The organism is Sphingomonas sp. Leaf407 (assembly GCF_001425385.1).
Taxonomy (GTDB): domain Bacteria; phylum Pseudomonadota; class Alphaproteobacteria; order Sphingomonadales; family Sphingomonadaceae; genus Sphingomonas.
Map to the genome: position 1 here is coordinate 164264 of NZ_LMQO01000002.1, position 19655 is coordinate 183918.

19 protein-coding genes are annotated in these 19655 nt (G+C 67.3%); 4 read left to right on the plus strand and 15 right to left on the minus strand.

Going from position 1 to position 19655, the window contains the following annotated elements; all coding sequences use genetic code 11:
* Positions 1-217: 217 nt before the first annotated feature.
* Together ASG37_RS07190 and ASG37_RS07195 are read right to left on the minus strand one after the other, a co-directional pair.
* Entirely contained in the window at positions 218-1390 is a 1173-nt protein-coding gene (locus ASG37_RS07190) for an acetyl-CoA C-acetyltransferase (protein ID WP_055757651.1), read from the minus strand.
* A gap of 30 nt (positions 1391-1420) precedes the next feature.
* Positions 1421-2473 (minus strand): alpha/beta fold hydrolase, encoded by a 1053-nt coding sequence (locus tag ASG37_RS07195; protein WP_235525139.1) that lies wholly within the window; start codon positions 2471-2473, stop codon positions 1421-1423.
* 29 nt (positions 2474-2502) lie between these two features.
* Here ASG37_RS07195 and phaR point away from each other — a divergent pair, with 29 nt between their 5' ends.
* Positions 2503-3072 (plus strand): polyhydroxyalkanoate synthesis repressor PhaR, encoded by a 570-nt coding sequence (gene phaR / locus ASG37_RS07200; protein WP_055757653.1) that lies wholly within the window; start codon positions 2503-2505, stop codon positions 3070-3072.
* 74 nt (positions 3073-3146) lie between these two features.
* On the opposite strand, the gene ASG37_RS07205 is transcribed toward phaR, so the two are convergent.
* A complete protein-coding gene (locus ASG37_RS07205) occupies positions 3147-3944 on the minus strand; it encodes a class I SAM-dependent methyltransferase (protein ID WP_055757654.1) in 798 nt (265 codons plus the stop codon).
* A 26-nt stretch (positions 3945-3970) separates the two neighbouring features.
* Here ASG37_RS07205 and ASG37_RS07210 point away from each other — a divergent pair, with 26 nt between their 5' ends.
* Together ASG37_RS07210 and ASG37_RS07215 are read left to right on the plus strand one after the other, a co-directional pair.
* On the plus strand, positions 3971-4165 hold the full coding sequence (locus tag ASG37_RS07210; protein WP_055757656.1) for a hypothetical protein: 195 nt from the start codon (positions 3971-3973) through the stop codon (positions 4163-4165).
* 37 nt (positions 4166-4202) lie between these two features.
* Positions 4203-4751, plus strand: a complete 549-nt coding sequence (locus ASG37_RS07215; RefSeq protein ID WP_055758687.1) for a hypothetical protein — start codon at positions 4203-4205, stop codon at positions 4749-4751.
* A gap of 1 nt (position 4752) precedes the next feature.
* Here ASG37_RS07215 and ASG37_RS07220 read toward each other — a convergent pair whose 3' ends face one another.
* From ASG37_RS07220 to ASG37_RS07260, 9 genes are all read right to left on the minus strand, one after another.
* Complete coding sequence (locus ASG37_RS07220; RefSeq protein ID WP_055757658.1) at positions 4753-5922, minus strand: aspartyl protease family protein; 1170 nt, start codon at positions 5920-5922, stop codon at positions 4753-4755.
* A gap of 33 nt (positions 5923-5955) precedes the next feature.
* Positions 5956-7413 (minus strand): CpaF family protein, encoded by a 1458-nt coding sequence (locus tag ASG37_RS07225; RefSeq protein ID WP_055757660.1) that lies wholly within the window; start codon positions 7411-7413, stop codon positions 5956-5958.
* A 242-nt stretch (positions 7414-7655) separates the two neighbouring features.
* Positions 7656-7907, minus strand: coding sequence for an ATP synthase F1 subunit epsilon (locus ASG37_RS07230; protein WP_055757661.1), 252 nt, complete (start codon positions 7905-7907; stop codon positions 7656-7658).
* 108 nt (positions 7908-8015) lie between these two features.
* Entirely contained in the window at positions 8016-9500 is a 1485-nt protein-coding gene (gene atpD, locus ASG37_RS07235; RefSeq protein WP_055757662.1) for a F0F1 ATP synthase subunit beta, read from the minus strand.
* Between the two features lie 45 nt (positions 9501-9545).
* A complete protein-coding gene (locus ASG37_RS07240; RefSeq protein ID WP_156349062.1) occupies positions 9546-10061 on the minus strand; it encodes a hypothetical protein in 516 nt (171 codons plus the stop codon).
* 5 nt (positions 10062-10066) lie between these two features.
* The gene (locus ASG37_RS07245) at positions 10067-10642 is read right to left on the minus strand and encodes a hypothetical protein (RefSeq protein WP_055757666.1); all 576 of its coding nucleotides are present in this window, start codon (positions 10640-10642) and stop codon (positions 10067-10069) included.
* Positions 10639-11517, minus strand: coding sequence for a F0F1 ATP synthase subunit gamma (locus ASG37_RS07250; protein WP_055757668.1), 879 nt, complete (start codon positions 11515-11517; stop codon positions 10639-10641). Before ASG37_RS07250 ends, ASG37_RS07245 begins: the two co-directional genes overlap by 4 nt.
* Positions 11518-11647: 130 nt before the next feature.
* Complete coding sequence (gene atpA / locus ASG37_RS07255) at positions 11648-13177, minus strand: F0F1 ATP synthase subunit alpha (RefSeq protein ID WP_055757670.1); 1530 nt, start codon at positions 13175-13177, stop codon at positions 11648-11650.
* Positions 13178-13180: 3 nt separating this feature from the next.
* The gene (locus tag ASG37_RS07260; RefSeq protein WP_055757671.1) at positions 13181-13750 is read right to left on the minus strand and encodes a F0F1 ATP synthase subunit delta; all 570 of its coding nucleotides are present in this window, start codon (positions 13748-13750) and stop codon (positions 13181-13183) included.
* Between the two features lie 247 nt (positions 13751-13997).
* Here ASG37_RS07260 and ASG37_RS07265 point away from each other — a divergent pair, with 247 nt between their 5' ends.
* A complete protein-coding gene (locus ASG37_RS07265) occupies positions 13998-14711 on the plus strand; it encodes a dienelactone hydrolase family protein (protein ID WP_164490765.1) in 714 nt (237 codons plus the stop codon).
* A gap of 13 nt (positions 14712-14724) precedes the next feature.
* On the opposite strand, the gene ASG37_RS07270 is transcribed toward ASG37_RS07265, so the two are convergent.
* The 3 genes from ASG37_RS07270 to ASG37_RS07280 all read right to left on the minus strand — a co-directional run bounded on the left by ASG37_RS07270 (position 14725) and on the right by ASG37_RS07280 (position 19459).
* Positions 14725-16251, minus strand: a complete 1527-nt coding sequence (locus tag ASG37_RS07270) for a trypsin-like peptidase domain-containing protein (protein ID WP_235525140.1) — start codon at positions 16249-16251, stop codon at positions 14725-14727.
* Positions 16252-16307: 56 nt separating this feature from the next.
* On the minus strand, positions 16308-17858 hold the full coding sequence (locus ASG37_RS07275; protein ID WP_156349063.1) for a tetratricopeptide repeat protein: 1551 nt from the start codon (positions 17856-17858) through the stop codon (positions 16308-16310).
* 86 nt (positions 17859-17944) lie between these two features.
* Positions 17945-19459 carry a hypothetical protein gene (locus ASG37_RS07280; RefSeq protein WP_055757678.1) on the minus strand — a complete coding sequence of 505 codons (1515 nt, stop codon included), beginning with the start codon at positions 19457-19459 and terminating at the stop codon, positions 17945-17947.
* Positions 19460-19655: the final 196 nt, after the last annotated feature.

The following is a 19655-nucleotide window of genomic DNA, read 5'->3' on the forward strand; positions in this document are numbered from 1 at the left end:
CCGTTTTACAACCCGGTTGACCCGGTGTGGGGGCAGGAAATGACAAACGCGCCGGGCTGACAAGCAGCCACGGCGCGATATTTCAATTTCAATACACTCCTGTTGCATGAATGCAACATTAACGGAACGGCAGCGTACACGGCGTATTCGATAATGCTTCGGTTGCTGCGCAAAACCTAATAATGCTGCGCAGCAACCTTTCGTCACATGAGCCCGATTACCGTTCGACGCACATGGCGATGCCCATGCCGCCACCGATGCACAGCGTCGCGAGTCCCTTTTTCGCGTCGCGGCGCTTCATTTCGTAGATCAGCGTGGTCAGCACGCGCGCGCCCGATGCGCCGATCGGATGGCCGATCGCGATCGCGCCGCCGTTCACGTTCACCTTGTCCGACGTCCAGCCCATGTCCTTGCCGACGGCCAGCGCCTGTGCGGCAAAGGCTTCGTTGGCTTCGACGAGGTCGAGGTCGTCGACGCTCCAGCCGGCCTTTTCCAGCGCGCGGCGCGATGCCGGCACCGGGCCGATGCCCATGACCGAAGGATCGACGCCAGCGGTCGCCCAGCTCCTGATCGTGACCAGCGGTTCGAGGCCGCGCTTGGCGGCTTCGTCGGCCGACATCACGACGAGTGCCGCGGCACCGTCGTTCAGGCCCGATGCGTTGGCGGCCGTGACCGACCCGTCCTTCTTGAACGCCGGGCGCAGGCCCGACACGCCGTCGACGGTCGCGCCGGCGCGGATATATTCGTCCTGGTCGACCACGGTGTCGCCCTTGCGGCCCTTGATCGTGACCGGGGCGATCTCTTCGACGAAGCGGCCTTCGCTGCGGGCGGCCTCAGCGCGGTTCTGCGAGCGGACGGCGAATTCATCCTGCTCGGCGCGCGTCACCTGATATTGCTCCGCCAGATTTTCGGCGGTGATGCCCATGTGATAGCCGTTGAAGACGTCGGTCAGGCCGTCCTTTATCATCGTGTCGACCATCGGTGCGTCGCCCATCTTGGTCGGGCTGCGCAGTTGCACCGCATGGGCGGCGAGCGACATGCTTTCCTGTCCGCCGGCGACGACGATCGTCGCATCGCCGGTCTGGATCGCCTGTGCCGCCAGCGCGACCGCGCGCAGGCCCGATCCGCAGACCTGGTTGATGCCCCATGCCGGCACTTCCTTCGGCACGCCCGCCGCCATCGACGCCTGACGCGCCGGGTTCTGGCCGTGACCGGCGGTCAGCACCTGGCCCAGAATCACTTCCGACACATCCTCCGGCGCGATGCCGGCCTGGGTCAGCGCGGCACCGATCGCCTGTCGGCCAAGCTCATGTGCGGGAACGGCGGCGAACGCGCCGAGGAAGCTGCCCACGGGGGTGCGCTTGGCGGCGACGATGACGACATCGGACATTCGAAAATCCTTCTCCAACGGGTTTTGGGGCTATTTAGTATGCGAACCCTCGCTTAGCCAGCGCGCAAGCGGCTCCCATAGCAACGGGCGACCCCGCCGGCCGACGATCATGCCGACATGCCCCGCGGCGACGATCCGCCGGTCGGGCAGGCCGATCGCGCTGGCGACGGGCACGATGCGATCGTTTTCGGCGACGAATTCGACCAGCGGCACGTCGGGACGGGGGGAAATGGTCTGCCCGGCGATGCGCCAGCGGCCGGTGCCGGGCAGGTCGGCGTCGAACAAGTCGTCGAACATCTCGCGTCCCGCCGCATAGGGCAGCGGCGCGCCCGCATTGGCCCAGTCCTCCAGCGCGACGAACGCCCGCGCCGCGTCGCTGTCGGGGGCCAGCTCGGCGAATTGCGCGAACTTGTCGACGGTGCGCGCCGGATCGAGTTGCCAGAAGGCGCTCTGCAACACCTCGATCGGCACGAGGCCGAGGTGCGCCGCGGTCGGCTCCGCCATGGTCCACAGATCGGCGATGGCGGCGCGGGCGGGATCGCCGAAGCCGCCGAAATGCCACGGCGTCGCGACCAGCGCGATCCCGGCGACGGTCGCGAACGCCGCGACGCCGAGCGCCAGCGTGCCGCCGAGGCAATAGCCGACCAGCAGCGGCGGCGCCTCCAGCGTGGCACACAGTCGCGCCGCCGCCTGAACATGCGCGCCGAGGTCCATCGCCCGGTCGTCAGGGGCGGGCGTCCCCCAGTCGATCAGGAGAACGCGCAATCCCCGGCCGCTCAGCCAGCGCAGCAGCGAATTGTCGGGCGCGAGGTCGAGCACGAACGGCGGATTGATGAGCGAGGGGATGACGACGACGTCCGGTCCGTGCCCGCCATAGTCGCGCAGCGTCACCCGCCCGTCGCTGGCGATCGCGGCCGGCGGGGCGGGGCGGGGGGTGCGGGCCGCGTCCTGATAGGCGCGAAGGCCGGCCAGCGCACGGGCGCGACGATCGGGTTCGTTCGCGGTTTCGCTGCGCAGCATCGACAGAAACAGCGGCAGCGGTCGTGGGCCGTGTTGCGGCGCGGTATCAAGAGGTGTACCCATCTGAAAACTCTTTCGCGCAAGGACTTCGCATGAAGAAGCCAGTGGCCGACGGCAGCCCCGTCATCATCAAGAAATACGCCAACCGCCGGCTCTACAACACCGAGACGTCGTCCTACATCACGCTCGAACACCTGGCGCAGATGACCCGCGAGCATCGCGACTTCAAGGTCGTCGACGCCAAGACCGACGACGACATCACCCACAATGTCCTGACCCAGATCATCATGGAAGAGGAAAGCCGCGGCCAGACGCTGCTGCCGGTCAGCTTCCTGCGTCAGCTCATCACCCTGTACGGCGATTCGATGCAGGCGATGGTGCCGGGCTATCTGGAAGCGTCGATGGACAGCTTCCGTCGCAACCAGGAGCAGTTCAAGACCGCCGTCGAGGGCGCGTTCGCCCATTCGCCGTTCGCCGAGATCGCCAAGCGCAATCTGGCGATGTTCGAGGCGGCGGCGCATGCGTTCAAGCCGGGCGCTCCGGGCACCGAAACGGCGGCTCCGGCGACGGCACCGGCTTCTGCTGCGTCCAAGACCGACGAGATGGCGGCGCTGCGTGCCGAACTGTCGCGGTTGCAGGACAAGATGGACAAGCTGGGCTGATCGCGCGGGCGGGGGGCGCGCTTCGGGCGCGACCGCCCGTCGCGCCCCCTTGCGCCTTCGGTTGAACCCACTCGTTACTTCGGCTTGACGAACTTCAGCGTCATCCGGTCGCTCTCGCCGATCGCGGCGTATTTCGCGCGGTCGACATCCTTCAGCCGGTAGGTCGGCGGCAGGGTCCAGACGCCGGCGGGCCAGTCGGCGCTATCCTTCGGATTCGCATTCACTTGCGACCGTCCGGCAAGGCGGAACCCCGCCTTCGTCGCGAAGGCGATGACCGAGCTTTCCTTCATATAGCCCGACTTTTCCTCCGCGCCTGCGTCGCGCTGCTCGGGCAGGCGATGCTCGACGATGCCGAGCGTGCCGCCGGGCTTGAGCATCGCGAACATCGCGTCGAACGCCGCCTGCGCCTTGTCCGCACCGCCGAAGCGCCAGTTGTGGACGTTGCGGAACGTCAGCACCTTGTCGGCGGTGCCGGCAGGGACCACCGGCTGGCCGGCGGCGGCGGGAAAGGCGGCGAGGCGGATCCTGGCGAACGCCGGGTCGCGCGCCTTGATCGCCTCGATCGCCTCCGCTCCGCGCGGCAAGGGCGCGGCGGCATAGTAGGTGCCGCGTTCCGCCAGCATGGGGGCAAGGATTTCGGTGTACCAGCCGCCGCCCGGCCAGATCTCGATCACGGTATCGGTCGGCTTCACCCCGAAGAAGGCGAGCGTTTCAGCCGGATGGCGATAGCGGTCGCGCGCGACATTGGCCGGCGTGCGCTTGGTCGAGGCGACCGCCGCTTTCACCGGCTGCGAGGGTGCCTGCGCCAGCAGCGGCGAAACGACGAGGGCAGCGGCACAAAGCACTGGCACGGCAAGGGCGGTTCGACGCATGGGGGTACTCCAGTCGGGAGGGGCATGTGGACGGTCGACAATGGCTATGGAGCATCGCGGCGGCCAGCGCGACCGTCTTCGCGGTCGCCGTGCTCGCCGAACATCGCCGCAGCAAGCGCCGCGATCCCGACCGCGTCGGCTGGATGCCGTGGACGATGGTGCAACTGGTGGCGATCCTGGTGACGATATTCGCGGTCGCGCTGGCGCTGACCATGCGATAGCTTCACATGACGCGCGCGGATGATGGGGGATCATCGCATGGACGGCTTCAATTTCATGTTCTCGCTGTTCGGGCTGCTGCTCGGGCTGGCGCTTGCCGAGGGACTGGGCGGGCTGTCGCGCGCGATCAAGGCGAGCCACAAGGTGCGGATCGGCTATTCGACCGCGCTGCTGGGAATCTTCGTGTCGTGCGACGTCGTGACGTTCTGGATGTATGGCTGGACGCTGCGCAACGTGCTGCCGGTCAACTGGCCGGTGCTGTTCGGCGGTTTCGTCGTCACCGGCGTCTATTATGTCGCGACCGCGCTGATCTTTCCCGACGAGCCCGAAGCGTGGGACGATCTCGACACGCATTTCGACAAGCACGGGCGCAAGGTGCTGGTCGGGGTGATGCTCTGCAACGTCGCGCTGCTCGCCGCGACCATCGCGCTGTTCGGGGCGCTGCCGCTGACGTGGCGCACCGCGATCGTCACCTTGTCGTTCTTTCCGGTCAGTCTGGCGGCGATCCTGTCCTGGCGGCGGCGGCCGGTGGTGCTCGCCGGCCTGTGCTGGCTGATCGCGCTCTATCCGTTGTCGCTGGTCTGGTAGCTCAATAGAAATTGGCCAGCGTCAGCTTGCGTTCGGCCCCGTCACAGATCGTGAGGGCGACGACGCGGCCGGGTTTGTCGGTTCCCCATTTGACGTCGACCCCGCCTTCGGGGGTCAGCGCGACCGGCTTGCCGTCGACCGCGCAGATCAGCTCGTCGGCCTTCCATCCGGCCTTGGCCGCCGGGCCGCCGGCCATGACGTGCAACACGCGCAGCCGGGCACGATCATAGCCGAGCAGCAACCCGCTGGTCGATCGCGGCGGCGGCGGCGGGGGGTCGCCGACGGCGGCCAGCAGCATCTGTCCCGCCTTGGGGTCGAGCAGCACACGGTAGCGCTGGAGCAGCCCGGTGCCGATCCGCCCGGCGACGCCGACCTGTTTGGTGAAGCCACCGTCGCCCTCGATCCGTACCTCGATCGCCCCGGTCTTCAGCCCGCCCAGCGTCACCGCGTCGGTAACGGCAAGGCCGGCGTCGACCACCCCGCCAGCGCCGAACGCGATCGTGCTGGTCACGCCCTTCACCACCGGCTTCGCCGCGCGCCACTGGGCCTGCGCCACGCTCATCGATCCGCCGTCGCCGGTGTCGAGCAGCATCGGCCGGATGCGGCGGCCATTCAGCGTCGCCTGGGTGAGATACAGGCGGCTGGCACCCTGGAGCGACAGCGGCACGCTGGCGCCGGTGAACGGCTTGCGACCGCTTGGCAGCAGGCGGAAGCGGCGGCCCTTGAAATCGATGTCGAGCGCATGGGCGGCGATCAGGTCGGTGCCGACCAGCATGTCGACATTGCCGGTTGCCCCGGCGAGCAGGCGCGGCAAGTCGATCACCGCCACCCGCCCGCTGCCCCGGGTCAGCGCGCCAAAGGCGACGCCGGTGGTCGACGCCCATTCGACCGACACCGATCCGCCGAGTGCCACGCCCTGCGCCGGCCCCTTGGCGTCCATCGCCAGTTTGGCGCGCTTGGCGAAGTCGCCGCTGACCGCCGAATGGTTGAGCCCGGTATCGAGCAGCGCCACCGCCGGCACGCCGTTCACGCTCGCCTCGAAGCGCAGGTGGTTGGCGGTGGTGAGGGTGAAGGGCACCCAGCGCGCCTCTGCATCGGCGGCAAGGCGGGACTGGGCATGGGCGGGGGCGGCGGCAAGCAGCAGCAGCGCAAGGGCAAGGCGGGCGATCACACCCGGCAATGTAGGACGGACGAACGACCGCCGCTACAGGCACGCCTCCAGCAGCGCATGATCGAAGCCGAACTGCTTGGCCTTGTCGAGCGTATAGGGGCGCAGGCCCATCGAGCGATATTCGCCGAGGATCTTGCCGTCGGCGCTCTCGTCGAGATATTCGAACTTGAACAGTTCCTGCGTCACGATCACCGGGCCTTCCATCCCGATCACCTCGGTGATGTTGGTGACGCGGCGGCTGCCGTCGCGCAGGCGCTTGACCTGGATGATGAGGTCGACCGAATCGGCGATCTGGCGGCTGATCGCCTCCTTGGGCACCTTGATGTCCGACATCATCACCATGTTCTCCATCCGCGCGAGGCATTCGCGCGGGGAGTTGGAGTGGAGCGTCGCCATCGATCCGTCGTGGCCGGTGTTCATCGCCGCGAGCAGATCGAAACACTCGCTGCCACGGATTTCGCCGAGGATGATCCGGTCGGGTCGCATGCGCAGCGCGTTCTTCACCAGGTCGCGGATGGTGATCTCGCCCTGACCCTCAAGGTTCGCCGGCCGGGTTTCGAGCGGGAGCCAGTGCGGCTGTTGCAGCCGCAGTTCGGCGGCGTCCTCGATCGTCAGCACGCGTTCGCCGGGGTCGATCATCTTCGACAGGGCGTTGAGCATGGTGGTCTTGCCCGAGCCGGTGCCGCCCGAAATAACGATGTTGAACCGGCAGGCACCCGCGATTTTCAGCGCGGTCGCCATCTGTGTGCTCATCGATCCGAAGCCGGCCATCATGTCGATCGTGATCGGCTTGGCGGAGAATTTGCGGATCGAGATCGCCGTGCCCTTGAGGCTCAGCGGCGGTACGATGACGTTGACGCGGCTGCCGTCCTTCAGCCGGGCGTCGGCCAACGGCGTGGTCTGGTCGACGCGGCGGCCGACCGAGTTGCAGATGCGCTGCGCGATCTGGAACAGATGCTCCTCGTCGCGGAAATTGATGTTGGCGAGTTCGAGCTTGCCCTTGCGTTCGACAAAGGTCTGTTCGGGGCCGTTGACCATGATGTCGCTGATCGCCGGATCGGCGAGCAGTTCCTCCAGCGGCCCCAGTCCCAGCAGTTCATCGACCAGCACCTTTTCCAGCGCGAACTGTTCGCGCCGGTTGAGCGTCAGTTTCAGTTCGGCCAGCACCTCGCCGACGATCGGGCGGAATTCCTCGGCCAGCTCGTCCTTGCCGAGCGTCGAGGCGGCTTCGGGATCGACCCGTTCGAGCAGGCGGGGAAGCACCTGTTCCTTGATGCGGTGGATCGAGGTTTCGAACCCCTCGACCCGGCTGGTGCTCGCCTCGCCCGACAAGGCCTGCCGGTCGGCGAGGCGCTGCATCGCGTCGCCCTGCGGCATCGCGCCGGCGCTTTCGCCGGGCATCGGATCGGCCGACCCACCGGGCAGCGGCACCGGCGGAAACTGGCCGCCATTGTCGAGGTCGCTTGGCCGGGCCGGGCCGGGGCCGTGCATCGGCCGGGCGACACCGAACGATGGCCGCCCGCCGCCTGAGCCTCCGCCTACTCCGTTCCGTCGCCCGAATCCGTTCACGCTGGCCTACCCCATCGATTCTCACCGACGAGGGTACGACCCAAGGATTTACGTTTGCCTAACCACTGTTCCTGCGTCTTCACGCAAACGCCGCGCCGGTCCGGGTGGACCGACGCGGCGCTCTGCGTCCGCCAAGGGCGATTGGCCCCAAGGGAAAGGCCGGGTCAACCGGCTTGTTCGGCCAGCACCGTCAGCCCCTTGGGCGTCACTTCGGCGAAGCCGCCGCGCACCGCGATGCGTTCGGCATCGCCCTTTTCGGTGCGCTGGACCAGCAGGTCGCCGTCGCGGATCGTCGACATGAACGGCGCATGGCCTTCCAGCACGCCGAAGTCGCCCTCGGTGCCGGGAACGGTGACCATGTAGACCGATTCCGACCGCACCAGCTTTTCGGGGGTCACGAGTTCAAAGTGGAGCATTTCTAACACCTTACCCCCTCTCCCCTTCAGGGGAGAGGGCCGGGGAGAGGGGCTGTCCGGAGAGGTGTCGCCATAGAGCGGTGTAGAGGACTCCGACGATCAGGTCGCTCATCGCGCGATCGCCCGTTCCTGCGCCATCTTCTGCGCCTTGGCGACGGCTTCGTCGATGCCGCCGACCATGTAGAAGGCGCTTTCGGGCAGATGATCGTATTCGCCCTCGACCACCGCCTTGAACGACTTCACCGTGTCTTCCAACGCGACGAACTTGCCGCTGATGCCGGTGAAGACTTCGGCGACGTGGAACGGCTGGCTGAGGAACTTCTGGATCTTGCGGGCGCGGGCGACCGTGACCTTATCCTCTTCGCTCAGCTCGTCCATGCCGAGGATGGCGATGATGTCCTGCAGCGACTTGTAGCGCTGGAGCAGCGACTGCACCGCGCGCGCCGTGTCGTAATGCTCCTGACCCACCGTGCGCGGTTCCAGAACGCGGCTGGTCGAATCGAGCGGATCGACCGCCGGATAGATGCCGAGTTCGGAGATAGCCCGGTTCAGCACGGTCGTGGCGTCGAGGTGGGCGAACGAGGTGGCCGGCGCCGGATCGGTCAGATCGTCGGCGGGCACGTAGATCGCCTGCACCGAGGTGATCGACCCCTTGTTGGTCGAGGTGATCCGCTCCTGCAACGCGCCCATGTCGGTCGACAGCGTCGGCTGATAGCCCACCGCCGACGGGATGCGGCCGAGCAGCGCCGACACTTCCGAGCCTGCCTGGGTGAAGCGGAAGATGTTGTCGACGAAGAACAGCACGTCTTGGCCCTCGACGTCGCGGAAATATTCGGCGATCGTCAGGCCCGACAGCGCGACGCGCGCGCGCGCGCCCGGCGGCTCGTTCATCTGGCCGTATACCAGCGCGACCTTCGATCCCTCGCTCGTCGGATTGCCGTCGGCATCCTTGGCGATGACGCCCGCGTCGAGGAATTCGTGATAGAGGTCGTTGCCCTCGCGGGTCCGCTCACCGACGCCCGCGAACACCGACGTGCCGCCGTGTCCCTTGGCGATGTTGTTGATGAGTTCCTGAATGAGCACCGTCTTGCCGACGCCCGCGCCGCCGAACAGGCCGATCTTGCCGCCCTTCGCATAGGGGGCCAGCAGATCGATGACCTTGATGCCGGTGACGAGGATCGACGAATCGGTCGACTGGTCGACGAACAGCGGCGCCGATGCGTGGATCGGGGCGGTGGTTTCCGCACCGACCGGGCCACGCTCGTCGATCGGTTCACCGATGACGTTCAGGATGCGGCCGAGCGTCTTGGGGCCGACCGGCACGCGGATCTGCGATCCGGTGTCGCGCACCGCCTGACCGCGGGTCAGACCCTCGGTCGCGTCCATCGCGATCGTGCGGACGGTGCTCTCGCCCAGATGCTGCGCGACTTCGAGAACGAGCCGGTTGCCGTTGTTGTCGGTTTCCAGCGCGGAGAGGATCGCGGGCAGCTCGCCGTCGAACGAAACGTCGACGACCGCGCCGATGACCTGGCTGATCCGGCCGGTATGGTTGGTGCTGCCCTGGGGCGCGTAGGTGTCTGCGGCGGTTGCCATGCGTATGTCCTAACTTCTTATCTGTTCGGCGCGTTGCGCGTCTGATTACTCAAACTCGGGAAAAACACTAGGGGGCTTGGGCTCGCGTCCCCGCGCACGAAGCCACCAATATGCAGCATCTGCCCGAAGCCCGGGGCGTGTCCGACCGCCAAACCGCTGCGCGATGGTGCGGGAACGCATAAAATAGAGCGTCAAAGGGACCAAGAATACCAGAGACCAGAGCGTTGTCAGGTTTGCCAACTCCCTGACAGTCATGACTTGAAAAGCCTGAATCGCCAAGGGCAGGCCGATAACCACGATCCAAAGGCAAATCAGAGCAGTCCGCAAGCCTTTCGTTCCGCCCTTCAAGCCCAGCACCGCCAAGCCGGCAAACGCGACGACACCCGACGATACCAGCAGCCACAAAAGATGCGGCTGATCCAATTCCGGTGCTTCCGTAACGATGCTCCGGTAAATACGAAACGACAGGGCATTATTGACGACCACGAAAGCCAGCAAGCCAACGAGGACGATCACCATGATCGTCGCGATCGTTCCCGATATTCTGTCGGCGGTTCTCATCGTGCTCACCGTGATCCGGCTGGATTCTCGGACTTGGGGCGGGTAAAGGTCACGACCAGACGGCGACCACCGTCGATCTTCTCGCGGGTGATCTGGTAGCTGGCACCGGGAAGCGTACCCGTCGCCGGACTCTCGGTCATGATGCCGCGCTTCACCTCGTCACGACCTGGCAGGCCGAAACTGGCGAGCGGCCGATCGACCCAGCGGGCGAACTGTTCCTTGGCGAACGGGCTGGCATCAAGATTCACGATGTCGAGCGAGAAAACCATCCGCTCGATCCGCTGCGCATCGCCGTTCACCGTCAGATGCGCGGTGTTGACCGGCTTGACCGACGGGTCGCCCATTGGGGTCGCCATTGCCTGGGCGACATGGCTGCCCGCTGGCGTCGGGGCATAGTCCGACAGGCGAAAACCCATCGAATTCAGCAACTCGATCGCCTTGGGCGCATCGCCGAACACCGTCGCCCAGCCGCCGCTGACGAACGGCGACGGCGTCGGGCGGGGCTTTTCGGCCTCGCGCGACGGCTGGCCGCAGCCGGCCAGCATAGCGACGAGCGCCAGCAGGACGGCTACCTTCGTCACAGCGCTTCGGCGCCCGAGATGATCTCGACCAGCTCGGTCGTGATCGCCGCCTGACGGGTGCGGTTGTACTCGATGGTCAGCCGGTTGATGAGGTCGCCCGCGTTGCGCGTGGCATTGTCCATCGCCGTCATCTTCGAGCCCTGCTCCGATGCGGCGTTTTCCTTCATCGCGCGATAGATCTGGACCGCGATGTTGGTCGGCAGCAGGCTGTCGAGGATCGCTTCCTCGCTCGGCTCATACTCGACGACCGCGTCGGCAGCCGGCGCGCCGGTCTGCGCCGGGATCTTGACCGGGATCAGTTGCTGCTCGGTCGGCTCCTGCGTCAGCACCGTCTTGAACGTGGCATAGAACAGGTGCGCGACGTCGAATTCGCCCGCTTCGTAGCGGCGGATCAGGTCGTCGGCATAGCCCTTGGCATCGGCGAAGGTCAGCTTGCCTAGATCGCCCGGCTCGACCGCATGGATGAAGCCGTCGCGGAACTGGCGCGCCAGCACCGCGCGGCCCTTACGGCCGATCGTCAGGAACTTGACGGTCTTGCCCTGCTCCTGCAGCTCCAGCGCGCGGCGGCGGGCCATGCGGGCGATGTTCGAATTGAACGCGCCGGCCAGACCCTTGTCCGACGTCGCGACGACGAACAGGTGAACCTGATCGCGGCCGGTGCCGGCGAGCAGCGGCGAGCTGCCCTCGGTGATCTGCGCGGTGCTCGCCAGGCTGGCGACGACCTGCTCGACCCGGCTCGCATAGGGGCGGCCGGCCTCGGCCGCTTCCTGCGCACGGCGCAGCTTCGCGGCGGCGACCATCTTCATCGCCTTGGTGATCTTCTGGGTCGATTTGACCGAGTTGATCCGCAGTTTGAGAGCCTTGAGCGACGCCATATTCTTCTTCCTGCTCCCTCTCTCCGCCGTGCGGGGAGAGGGTCGGGGAGAGGGGGCTTCTCGTTACCGAGCGGCCCGCACTTCCCCTCTCCCAACCCTCTCCCCTGAAGGAGAGAGGGCTACAGTGGATTTACGCGAAGGTCTTCGCGAACTGGTCGAGCGCCGCCTTCAGCCCCGACTTGGCTTCGTCGCCCAGATCCTTGGTATCGCGGATCTTGGTGAGGACGCCCGCGTGGTTCGCGCGCAGGTCCGACAGCATCGCCTGTTCGTAGCGGGTGACGTCGTTCACCGGCACCTTGTCGAGATAGCCCTGCGTACCCGCGAAGATCGACGCGACCTGCTCCTCGAACGGCATCGGGCTGAACTGCGCCTGCTTGAGCAGTTCGGTCAGCCGCGCGCCGCGGTTCAGCAGCTTCTGGGTCGAGGCGTCGAGGTCCGAACCGAACTGCGCGAAGGCGGCCATTTCGCGATACTGCGCCAGCTCCAGCTTGATGCTGCCTGCGACCTTCTTCATCGCCTTGGTCTGCGCGGCCGAACCGACGCGGCTGACCGAGAGGCCGACGTTGATCGCGGGGCGGATGCCGGCGAAGAACAGGTCGGTTTCAAGGAAGATCTGGCCGTCGGTGATCGAGATCACGTTGGTCGGGATGTACGCCGACACGTCGCCCGCCTGCGTCTCGATGATCGGCAGCGCGGTGAGCGACCCGCCGCCGTTCGCATCCGACATCTTGGCGGCGCGCTCGAGCAGGCGGCTGTGGAGATAGAACACGTCGCCCGGATAGGCTTCACGGCCCGGCGGACGGCGCAGCAGCAGCGACATCTGGCGATAGGCGACGGCCTGCTTCGACAGATCGTCGAACACGATCAGCGCGTGCATGCCGTTGTCGCGGAAATACTCGCCCATCGCGGTGCCGGTGTAGGGCGCCAGATACTGGAGCGGCGCGGGGTCCGACGCGGTGGCGGCGATGACGATGGAATATTCCATCGCGCCGTTTTCCTCCAGCGTGCGGACGAGCTGCGCGACGGTCGAGCGCTTCTGGCCGACCGCGACATAGACGCAGTACAGCTTCTTCTTCTCGTCAGTGCCGGCGTTCGCCGCCTTCTGGTTGATGAAGGTGTCGATCGCGACCGCCGACTTGCCGGTCTGGCGATCGCCGATGATGAGTTCGCGCTGGCCACGGCCGACCGGCACGAGTGCGTCGATCGCCTTCAGCCCCGACTGCATCGGTTCGTGGACCGAGGTGCGCGGGATGATGCCCGGCGCCTTCACGTCGACGCGGCTGCGCTGATCGCTGACGATCGGGCCCTTACCGTCGATCGGATTGCCCAGACCGTCGACCACGCGGCCGAGCAGGCCCTTGCCGACCGGCACGTCGACGATGGTGCCGGTGCGCTTGACGGTGTCGCCTTCCTTGATCGACGAGTCGGACCCGAAGATCACGACGCCGACGTTGTCGGCCTCGAGGTTCAGCGCCATGCCCTGGATGCCGCCGCCGAACTCGACCATCTCGCCCGCCTGGACGTTGTCGAGCCCGTGGATGCGGGCGATGCCGTCGCCGACCGACAGCACCTGGCCGACTTCGGACACCTGTGCTTCGGTGCCGAAGTTGGCGATCTGGTCACGGATGACCTTCGAGATTTCTGCGGCGCGGATATCCATGACTTAACCTTTCATCGCGTGCGCGAGCGTGTTCAGACGTGTCTTGATCGAGCTGTCGATCATCTGGCTGCCGATCTTCACGATCAGGCCGCCCAAGAGCGAGGGGTCCACCTTGAGGTCGATCGCGACCTCTCGGCCGACGCGGTGGCGAAGCTGCTGTTTCAGCGCATCGACCTGCCCGTCGTCGAGCGGGTGGGCCGAAGTGACTTCGGCGTTCGTCTCGCCACGCTGGCGCGCGGCGAGATCGCGAAAGGCGCGGATGATCGCGGGCAGGTCGCCCAAGCGGCGGTTCTGCGCCAGCACGCCGAGGAAATTGCCGGTCAGCGGATCAAGGCCGAGCACCGGGCCCAGCGCGGCGATGGTGCGCGCGGCATCGTCACGGCCGATCAGCGGGCTCTTGAGGAGCGCGGCGAGATCATCCGATTCGGCAATTCCCGCCTGGAGAGACTTCAAGCTCGCCTCGACCGCCTGCACCTGGCCGTGATCCTGCGCCAGACCGAACAGCGCGGTGGCGTAACGGCCGCTCAGACTCGCCTGAATCGTGGTAGCGCCGCCGGTAACGTTGCCAGTCATTCCGCTGGATGTCTCCACGCGCGCGTCCTTGGGTTGAGGGATCAACGATGTCGTCCCATGCGTGAAAGGGGGCGGCACTCCCCTTGTCCGGCGGCGCGAGTCTGTCTCGCGGCTGCTGGAATCGGCCCGTGCGCCCCCGATGGGTCGTGCGCCCGCTAGCATCGGTGTCATCATTTCGCAAGCTTTGCGGAACCGCCGGGTGACTCGTCCGTAGGCCGAAGCTGAACCGGAGATGAGGGGACGGGATATGGGCGACATCCAGCGCATGACGATGGCCGACGGTGCCGGGATCGACGTCTATCGCGCCGAACCGGCCGGGTTTCCGCGCGGCAGCGTGGTGGTGGTGCAGGAAATTTTCGGCCTGACCGACCATATCCGCGAGGTGGCGGACAGTTATGCGGCGGAAGGCTATCTCGTGCTGGCCCCCGCGCTGTTCGATCGCGAGCAGCCGGGGTTTCAGGCCGGGTATGAAGGCCCCGACTTCGACCGTGCGATCGAACTGGCGCGCAAGATTCACCCCTTCGACCAGTCAGTGGCCGATGTCGCGACCTGCGTCGAGATGCTGGAGGGGGTCCAGCCGGTGTTCGTCGTCGGCTATTGCTACGGCGGGTCGGTTGCGTGGGCGGCGGCGGCGCGGGTGGACGGGATCGCGGCGGCATCGGCCTATTACGGCAGCATGATCCCCGACAGCACCGACGTGCCGCGCGTGCCGACGATTGCCCATTTCGGACGACATGATGCGGGGATTCCGGTCGAGAAGGTCGAGGCGCTGGCGAAGCACCCGCCGGCAAATGCCGCCATCCATCTCTACGACGCGGGGCACGGCTTCAATTCGGACCGGCGCAAGGATTATGACCCCGAGAGCGCGGCCTTGGCGCGGGCGCGGACGCTGGAGCTGTTCGACGCCAACTCCAGAAGCGCCGGTTGGATGGACGTGTCCGAGATCGATCGTTCTTCCTGAGCGGAGGCCGGTATCACCCCGCCCTGGTGCAGCGATAGACCAGCCGCTCGTTGGCCTGTGCCGGCAGCGCGGTGCGGATCGCCGATTGCTGCGTCGCCAGCGCGGCGCGGGCGCCGGTGCCGCTCTCGCATGCCTTTTGCTGCACCTGACCGCGCAAGGTTCGCGCGCGGTCCATCGCCTCGGCCGACAGGAGATAGCGGCTGTTGGTGTAGCTCCCGCTGACCGGATCGAAGCGCAGGACCGAGACGGTCGCATCCTCGCCGGGCACGAGGATACGCTCCCAGCCGCCGCCCGGCGCCTCGGCATATTGGGTGCGGCGGTTCATGCAGCCATCGGCGCGCCAGTCGAAGCGGACGGTTTCGACCGGCGAGACGATGATCCGGCTGCGTTCGGGCATCAACGTGCATTGCAGTACGCCGGCAAGCGGCGTCGCGCGGGTCGCGGCGGTTGCGGCGTCGCCCCCCTTGACCGAGGCGGGATCGAAATCGGGGCGCAGCACGAACACGATGATCGCGCCGGCGAGCAGCACGGCCCCGCCGCCGGCCGCCCATCTCGCCCGGCGCGTGTCTCCGCGACTGGCCAACAGGCCAGCGCCTCCGGCCGCCAGCACCGACAACGCCAGCAGCAGCGCCGCCAGCGCGATCATGTTCTCGCGGCGTTCGGCATTGTCGGCGCGCGCGGTGTCGAGTGCGGCCAGCCGGTCCTCGCGCGCACGCTCGGCGGCGGCGCGGGCGCGTTCGCGGTCCTCGACCGACTGGCGTTCGGCATCCGCCCGGTCGCGCGCATCGGCATCGGCGAGGGTGACGCAGGGGGTGGCGATCGTCGCGACCGGTTGCCCGGCGTCGCGCAGGAAGGCGACGAGTTCGTTATCGGCGATAGCGAAGGCGAAGCTGGCGTCGCCCTCCTCGCCGCGGGTCAGCGCCGAATTGACGCCGAGCACCCGGCCGCACCGGTCGAGCAGCGGCCCGCCCGAATTGCCGCGCGCGATGCTGGCGGTATGGACCAGCACCGCCGTCCCCTCCAGCCGGCGATTGCCCGACAACACACCCTGCGAACGGACCGGCGCGGTCGGGGTCACGAAATCGTCGGCCGAGCGCGCCGTCGCCAGATCGACGTTGCCGGGGTAGCCGAGCGCGATCGACGCATCGCCCTCGCCCAATGCCCCGGTGTAGAGGGTGAGCGGCGGCAGGCGCACCTCGCGCACCTCGATCAGCGCGAGGTCGCGCGCGGTGTCGACCCGCAGTAGCCGGCCTTCATACGACCGCTCGCCCTCCGACGGCACGATCGCCAGCACCGCCTCGCCCGGATAGCGTTCGAGCAGTTCGACGACATGGGCGTTGGTGACGATCCGGTTCGGCGCGACCGCGAAGCCGGTGCCGTGTTCGATGTCGACCATCTCGCCGTCGACCGTCGCGATCGCCAGCACACGCACCACGCCGCGCGCCGCCGCCGACACGTCGTCGGCACGCGCCGCCGGGGCCAGTACGGCGCCCAAGCCCAGCATCAGCGCCCATGCGAGCAGCCACCGAACCATCGTCATTCCCCAAACGCTGTTTCGCGCCGCCGTTTCGGGCAAAGCGGCCATCGGTGCAAGGGTCAGCCGGTCCTGGCGTCCTTGTCGTCGTCATCCTCGCTGTCGGCGGCGGCGGGCGCGGGCGTGCCACGCCAGCGCGCCAGCGCCGCTTTCGCGCCGCCGGCATCGATCGCCGCGATCAGTTGCTGGGCAAGGACGCCGCTGCGCCCGCCATGCGGCGAATAGGCTACTGGTCCCAGCACGCGGCGCGCCTCGTCGGCGCGATCGGTTTCGAGCAGGACGCGCGCCGCCTGCATCCGCAATCCCCGGTCCTGTGGCGCGAGCAGATGCGCCCGCAGCAGAGCGTCGCGGGCGTTGGCGGTCGGAGTCTGCCCCGGCACCTGATAGGTCTGGTAATAGAGCAGCAGCGGTTCGGGATCGTCGTTCTCGATCGTGTTTGCCGCGAGGAACGACCGGCGGATGCTACGCCAGCGTTCGGGCGCGGCGTCCCTCGCGGCGCGCGCCTGCACCATCCGTGCGCGGCCGAGCAGGATATGGCCGTCGATCGATTTGGGGTCGGCGGCGATCGCACGGGCCGCCGCCGCCTCGGCGATGGGGAAGTTGCCGGCGTGGAACTCGACCTCGGCAAGCAACGCCTGCGCCGCCGCGTCGTTCGGATAGGGAGCGGCGGCGCGCCGGGCCAGCGGCAGCAGCGCCAGCGCCTGCGTCCGGTCGGTGCCGCGTTTCGAGCGGATGCGCACCGGCATCATCGCCGCTTCGGCCGGGGTCAGCGCGCGGACGCTGACGTCGGCCTTGGCCACCGCGCCCGCCGGCATGATCGAATAGCGCAGCCCCGAACGGACATAGCGCGACAGATCGCGGTCGAGCTGTTTCAGGTCGCCGAAACTCTCCGCCGCCTTCGCCGCGCTCTGCCCCGATACGATCGCGCGCATGAACCGGTCGAGCTGTCCGCGTCGCGTCGGATCGAGCAGCAACATATGCGTCAGCGCCCAGCCGCCGGCGTACAGCGCGCCGCGGTCGATCGTGGTCGTATCGCCGGTCAGGAGCATGGTGGCGGACACCGGCATGCCGGTCTGGAACTGGCGCGCGCGGTACATCGGCGGGCGCGCCACCTCGACCGATCCGTCGTCGCGCAGGCGGGTGGGGGCGAAGAACTCGGCGAATCCTTCGACGAACCACACAGGAAACGCGGCCTCGGCCCAGTTCGAGAGCATGAAGTGATGGGTATATTCGTGGAACAGCACCTGTTGCGAATCGATGCCGTTCGTGCCGCCGTTTCCGCCATGTTCGGGCACGAACGCGACCGATCCGGCCGCGCGCGGAATGTAGAAGCCCGCGACATTGCGCTGTCCGACAAGCTTGCTGATCGTCGACAGGTCGCCGGTGACGTAGACGTTCACCCGGTTCGGCACCGCGATCGGTTCGGACGGCATCTTGGTCAGTTGCCGCAGCACCTTGTCGAACCGTTCGAGCCGCTCGGCATAGCGCGCGACATCGGCTGCGGGATCGTCGGCATAGACGATGAAATGGTCCGATCGCGCCTCATGCCATTCGGCCCGTGCCGCCACCGGCCACAGCGCCAGCAATACCGCCAACCCCATGCGAATCATCAACGTCGCTCCGTTTTCTCGTCCGAAAGGATTAGCGGCGCGGCATGACGCCGCCAAGACGGCTGGGCGTGCGTGCGATCGACGGGCGTTCAGCCGGCGGGCTTCTCCGGTTTCGTTTCGGCCGCGCGCCATTTGGCGAGCGCGCCCGTGGCCCCGGCGTCGTCGATCGCCTTGATGACGGTGGCCGCCAGCGTCGCCATCTCGCCGCCATGCGGCGAATAGGCGACCGGTCCCAGCATCCGCTTCGCCTCGGCCGGCTTGTTCGTCTCCAGCAGCATCATCGCGGTTTCCATGCGCAGCGACCGGTCCTGCGGCGCGAGCGACTGCGCGCGGGCCAGCGCCTCGCGGGCGTTCGCGCTCGGTTCGCGGCCGGCGGCGGCGAAGCTGCGATAGAACAGCATCAGCGGTTCGGGATCGTCGTTCTCGATCGTGTTGGCGGCAAGGAACGACCGGCGGATGTCGCGCCACTGCGCCGCGTCCTGCGAGCTGGCAACCTGCGCCGCCGCCATCCGCGCCATGCCGATATAGACATGGCCGTCGACCGATTTCGGATCGGCGGCGACCGCGCGGCGTGCGGCGGCTTCGGCGGCACCATGGTTGCCGGCGTCATATTCCGCCTCGGCCAGCACCACCTGCGCCGCCGGGTCATTGGGGTAATAGGCGGCGGCCCGCTGGGCGAGCGCCAGCACCACCTGCGCCTCCTTCGCATCGACGCCGCGTTTCGAGCGGATGCGCGCCTTCATCGTCGCCGCCTCGCCCGGCCCCAGCGCGCGCACCGTCACCTTCGCCTGCGGGACCGTGCCGGGCGGGATGATCCGGTATTTCAGGCCGGAGGTCAGGTGGGTGCGCAGATCGCGGTTCAGCGCCGTCAGATCGCCGAACGCCGCCGCCGCCTGCGCGCCGGTCTTGCCCGCGTTGATCGCCGCCATATAGCCATCGAGCTGTCCACGCCGCTTCGGGTCGGTCAGCAGCAGGTGCGTCAGCAGCCAGCCCTCGGCATAGATCGCGTCGACATCCACCTTCTTCGGATCGCCGGTCAGCAGCGTCTGCGCGCTGACGGGCAGGCCGTTGGCGAAGGCATAGCCGCGATACATCGGTGGCCGGGCGACCTCGATCGAATCATTGGCGCGGATGCGGGTGGGGGCGAAGAATTCGGCGAACCCCTCGACGAACCACGCCGGGAACGCGCCATCGGCCCAGTTCGACAGCATGAAATGATGGGTATATTCGTGGAACAGCACCTGTTCCTCGCTCAGATCGTCCGCGCTCTGGCCCGCGCTCTTGGGCACGATGGCGAGCGATCCGCCCGCGCGCGGAATATAGAAGCCCGCGACATTGGCCGATCCCGACAGCTTCGCGACCGTCGAGGTGTCGTTGACGACATAGACGGTGACGCGGTTGGCCGGCGATACCGGCGTCGCGGGAATGCTGGTCAGCATCCGCAACGTCTTGTCGAACCGTTCGAGCCGTTCCGCGAAGCGCGCGACATTGGCGGGCTTGTCGTCCGAATAGACCGTGAAATGGTCCGACGACGCTTCCTGCCATTCGGCCTGCGCCGCGACCGGCCAGAGCGTCAGCAGCGCCGCCGCCAGTGCGCGAATCATGATCGTATCGCTCCCCCGTTTTCCCCGGACGCAATGCTATGCTGCGCAGCATGCTTCGCCAAGCGGGTGCGGGCGTACCGTAGGTTTAGGACCGATCGACATTCAGTCAAACAGCGGCTCGTGCATCCCCCTCCCTGACCAGGGAGGGGTTGGGGGTGGGTGGGCCGGTTGTGGAGCGCTACCGTTTCCTCTCGGG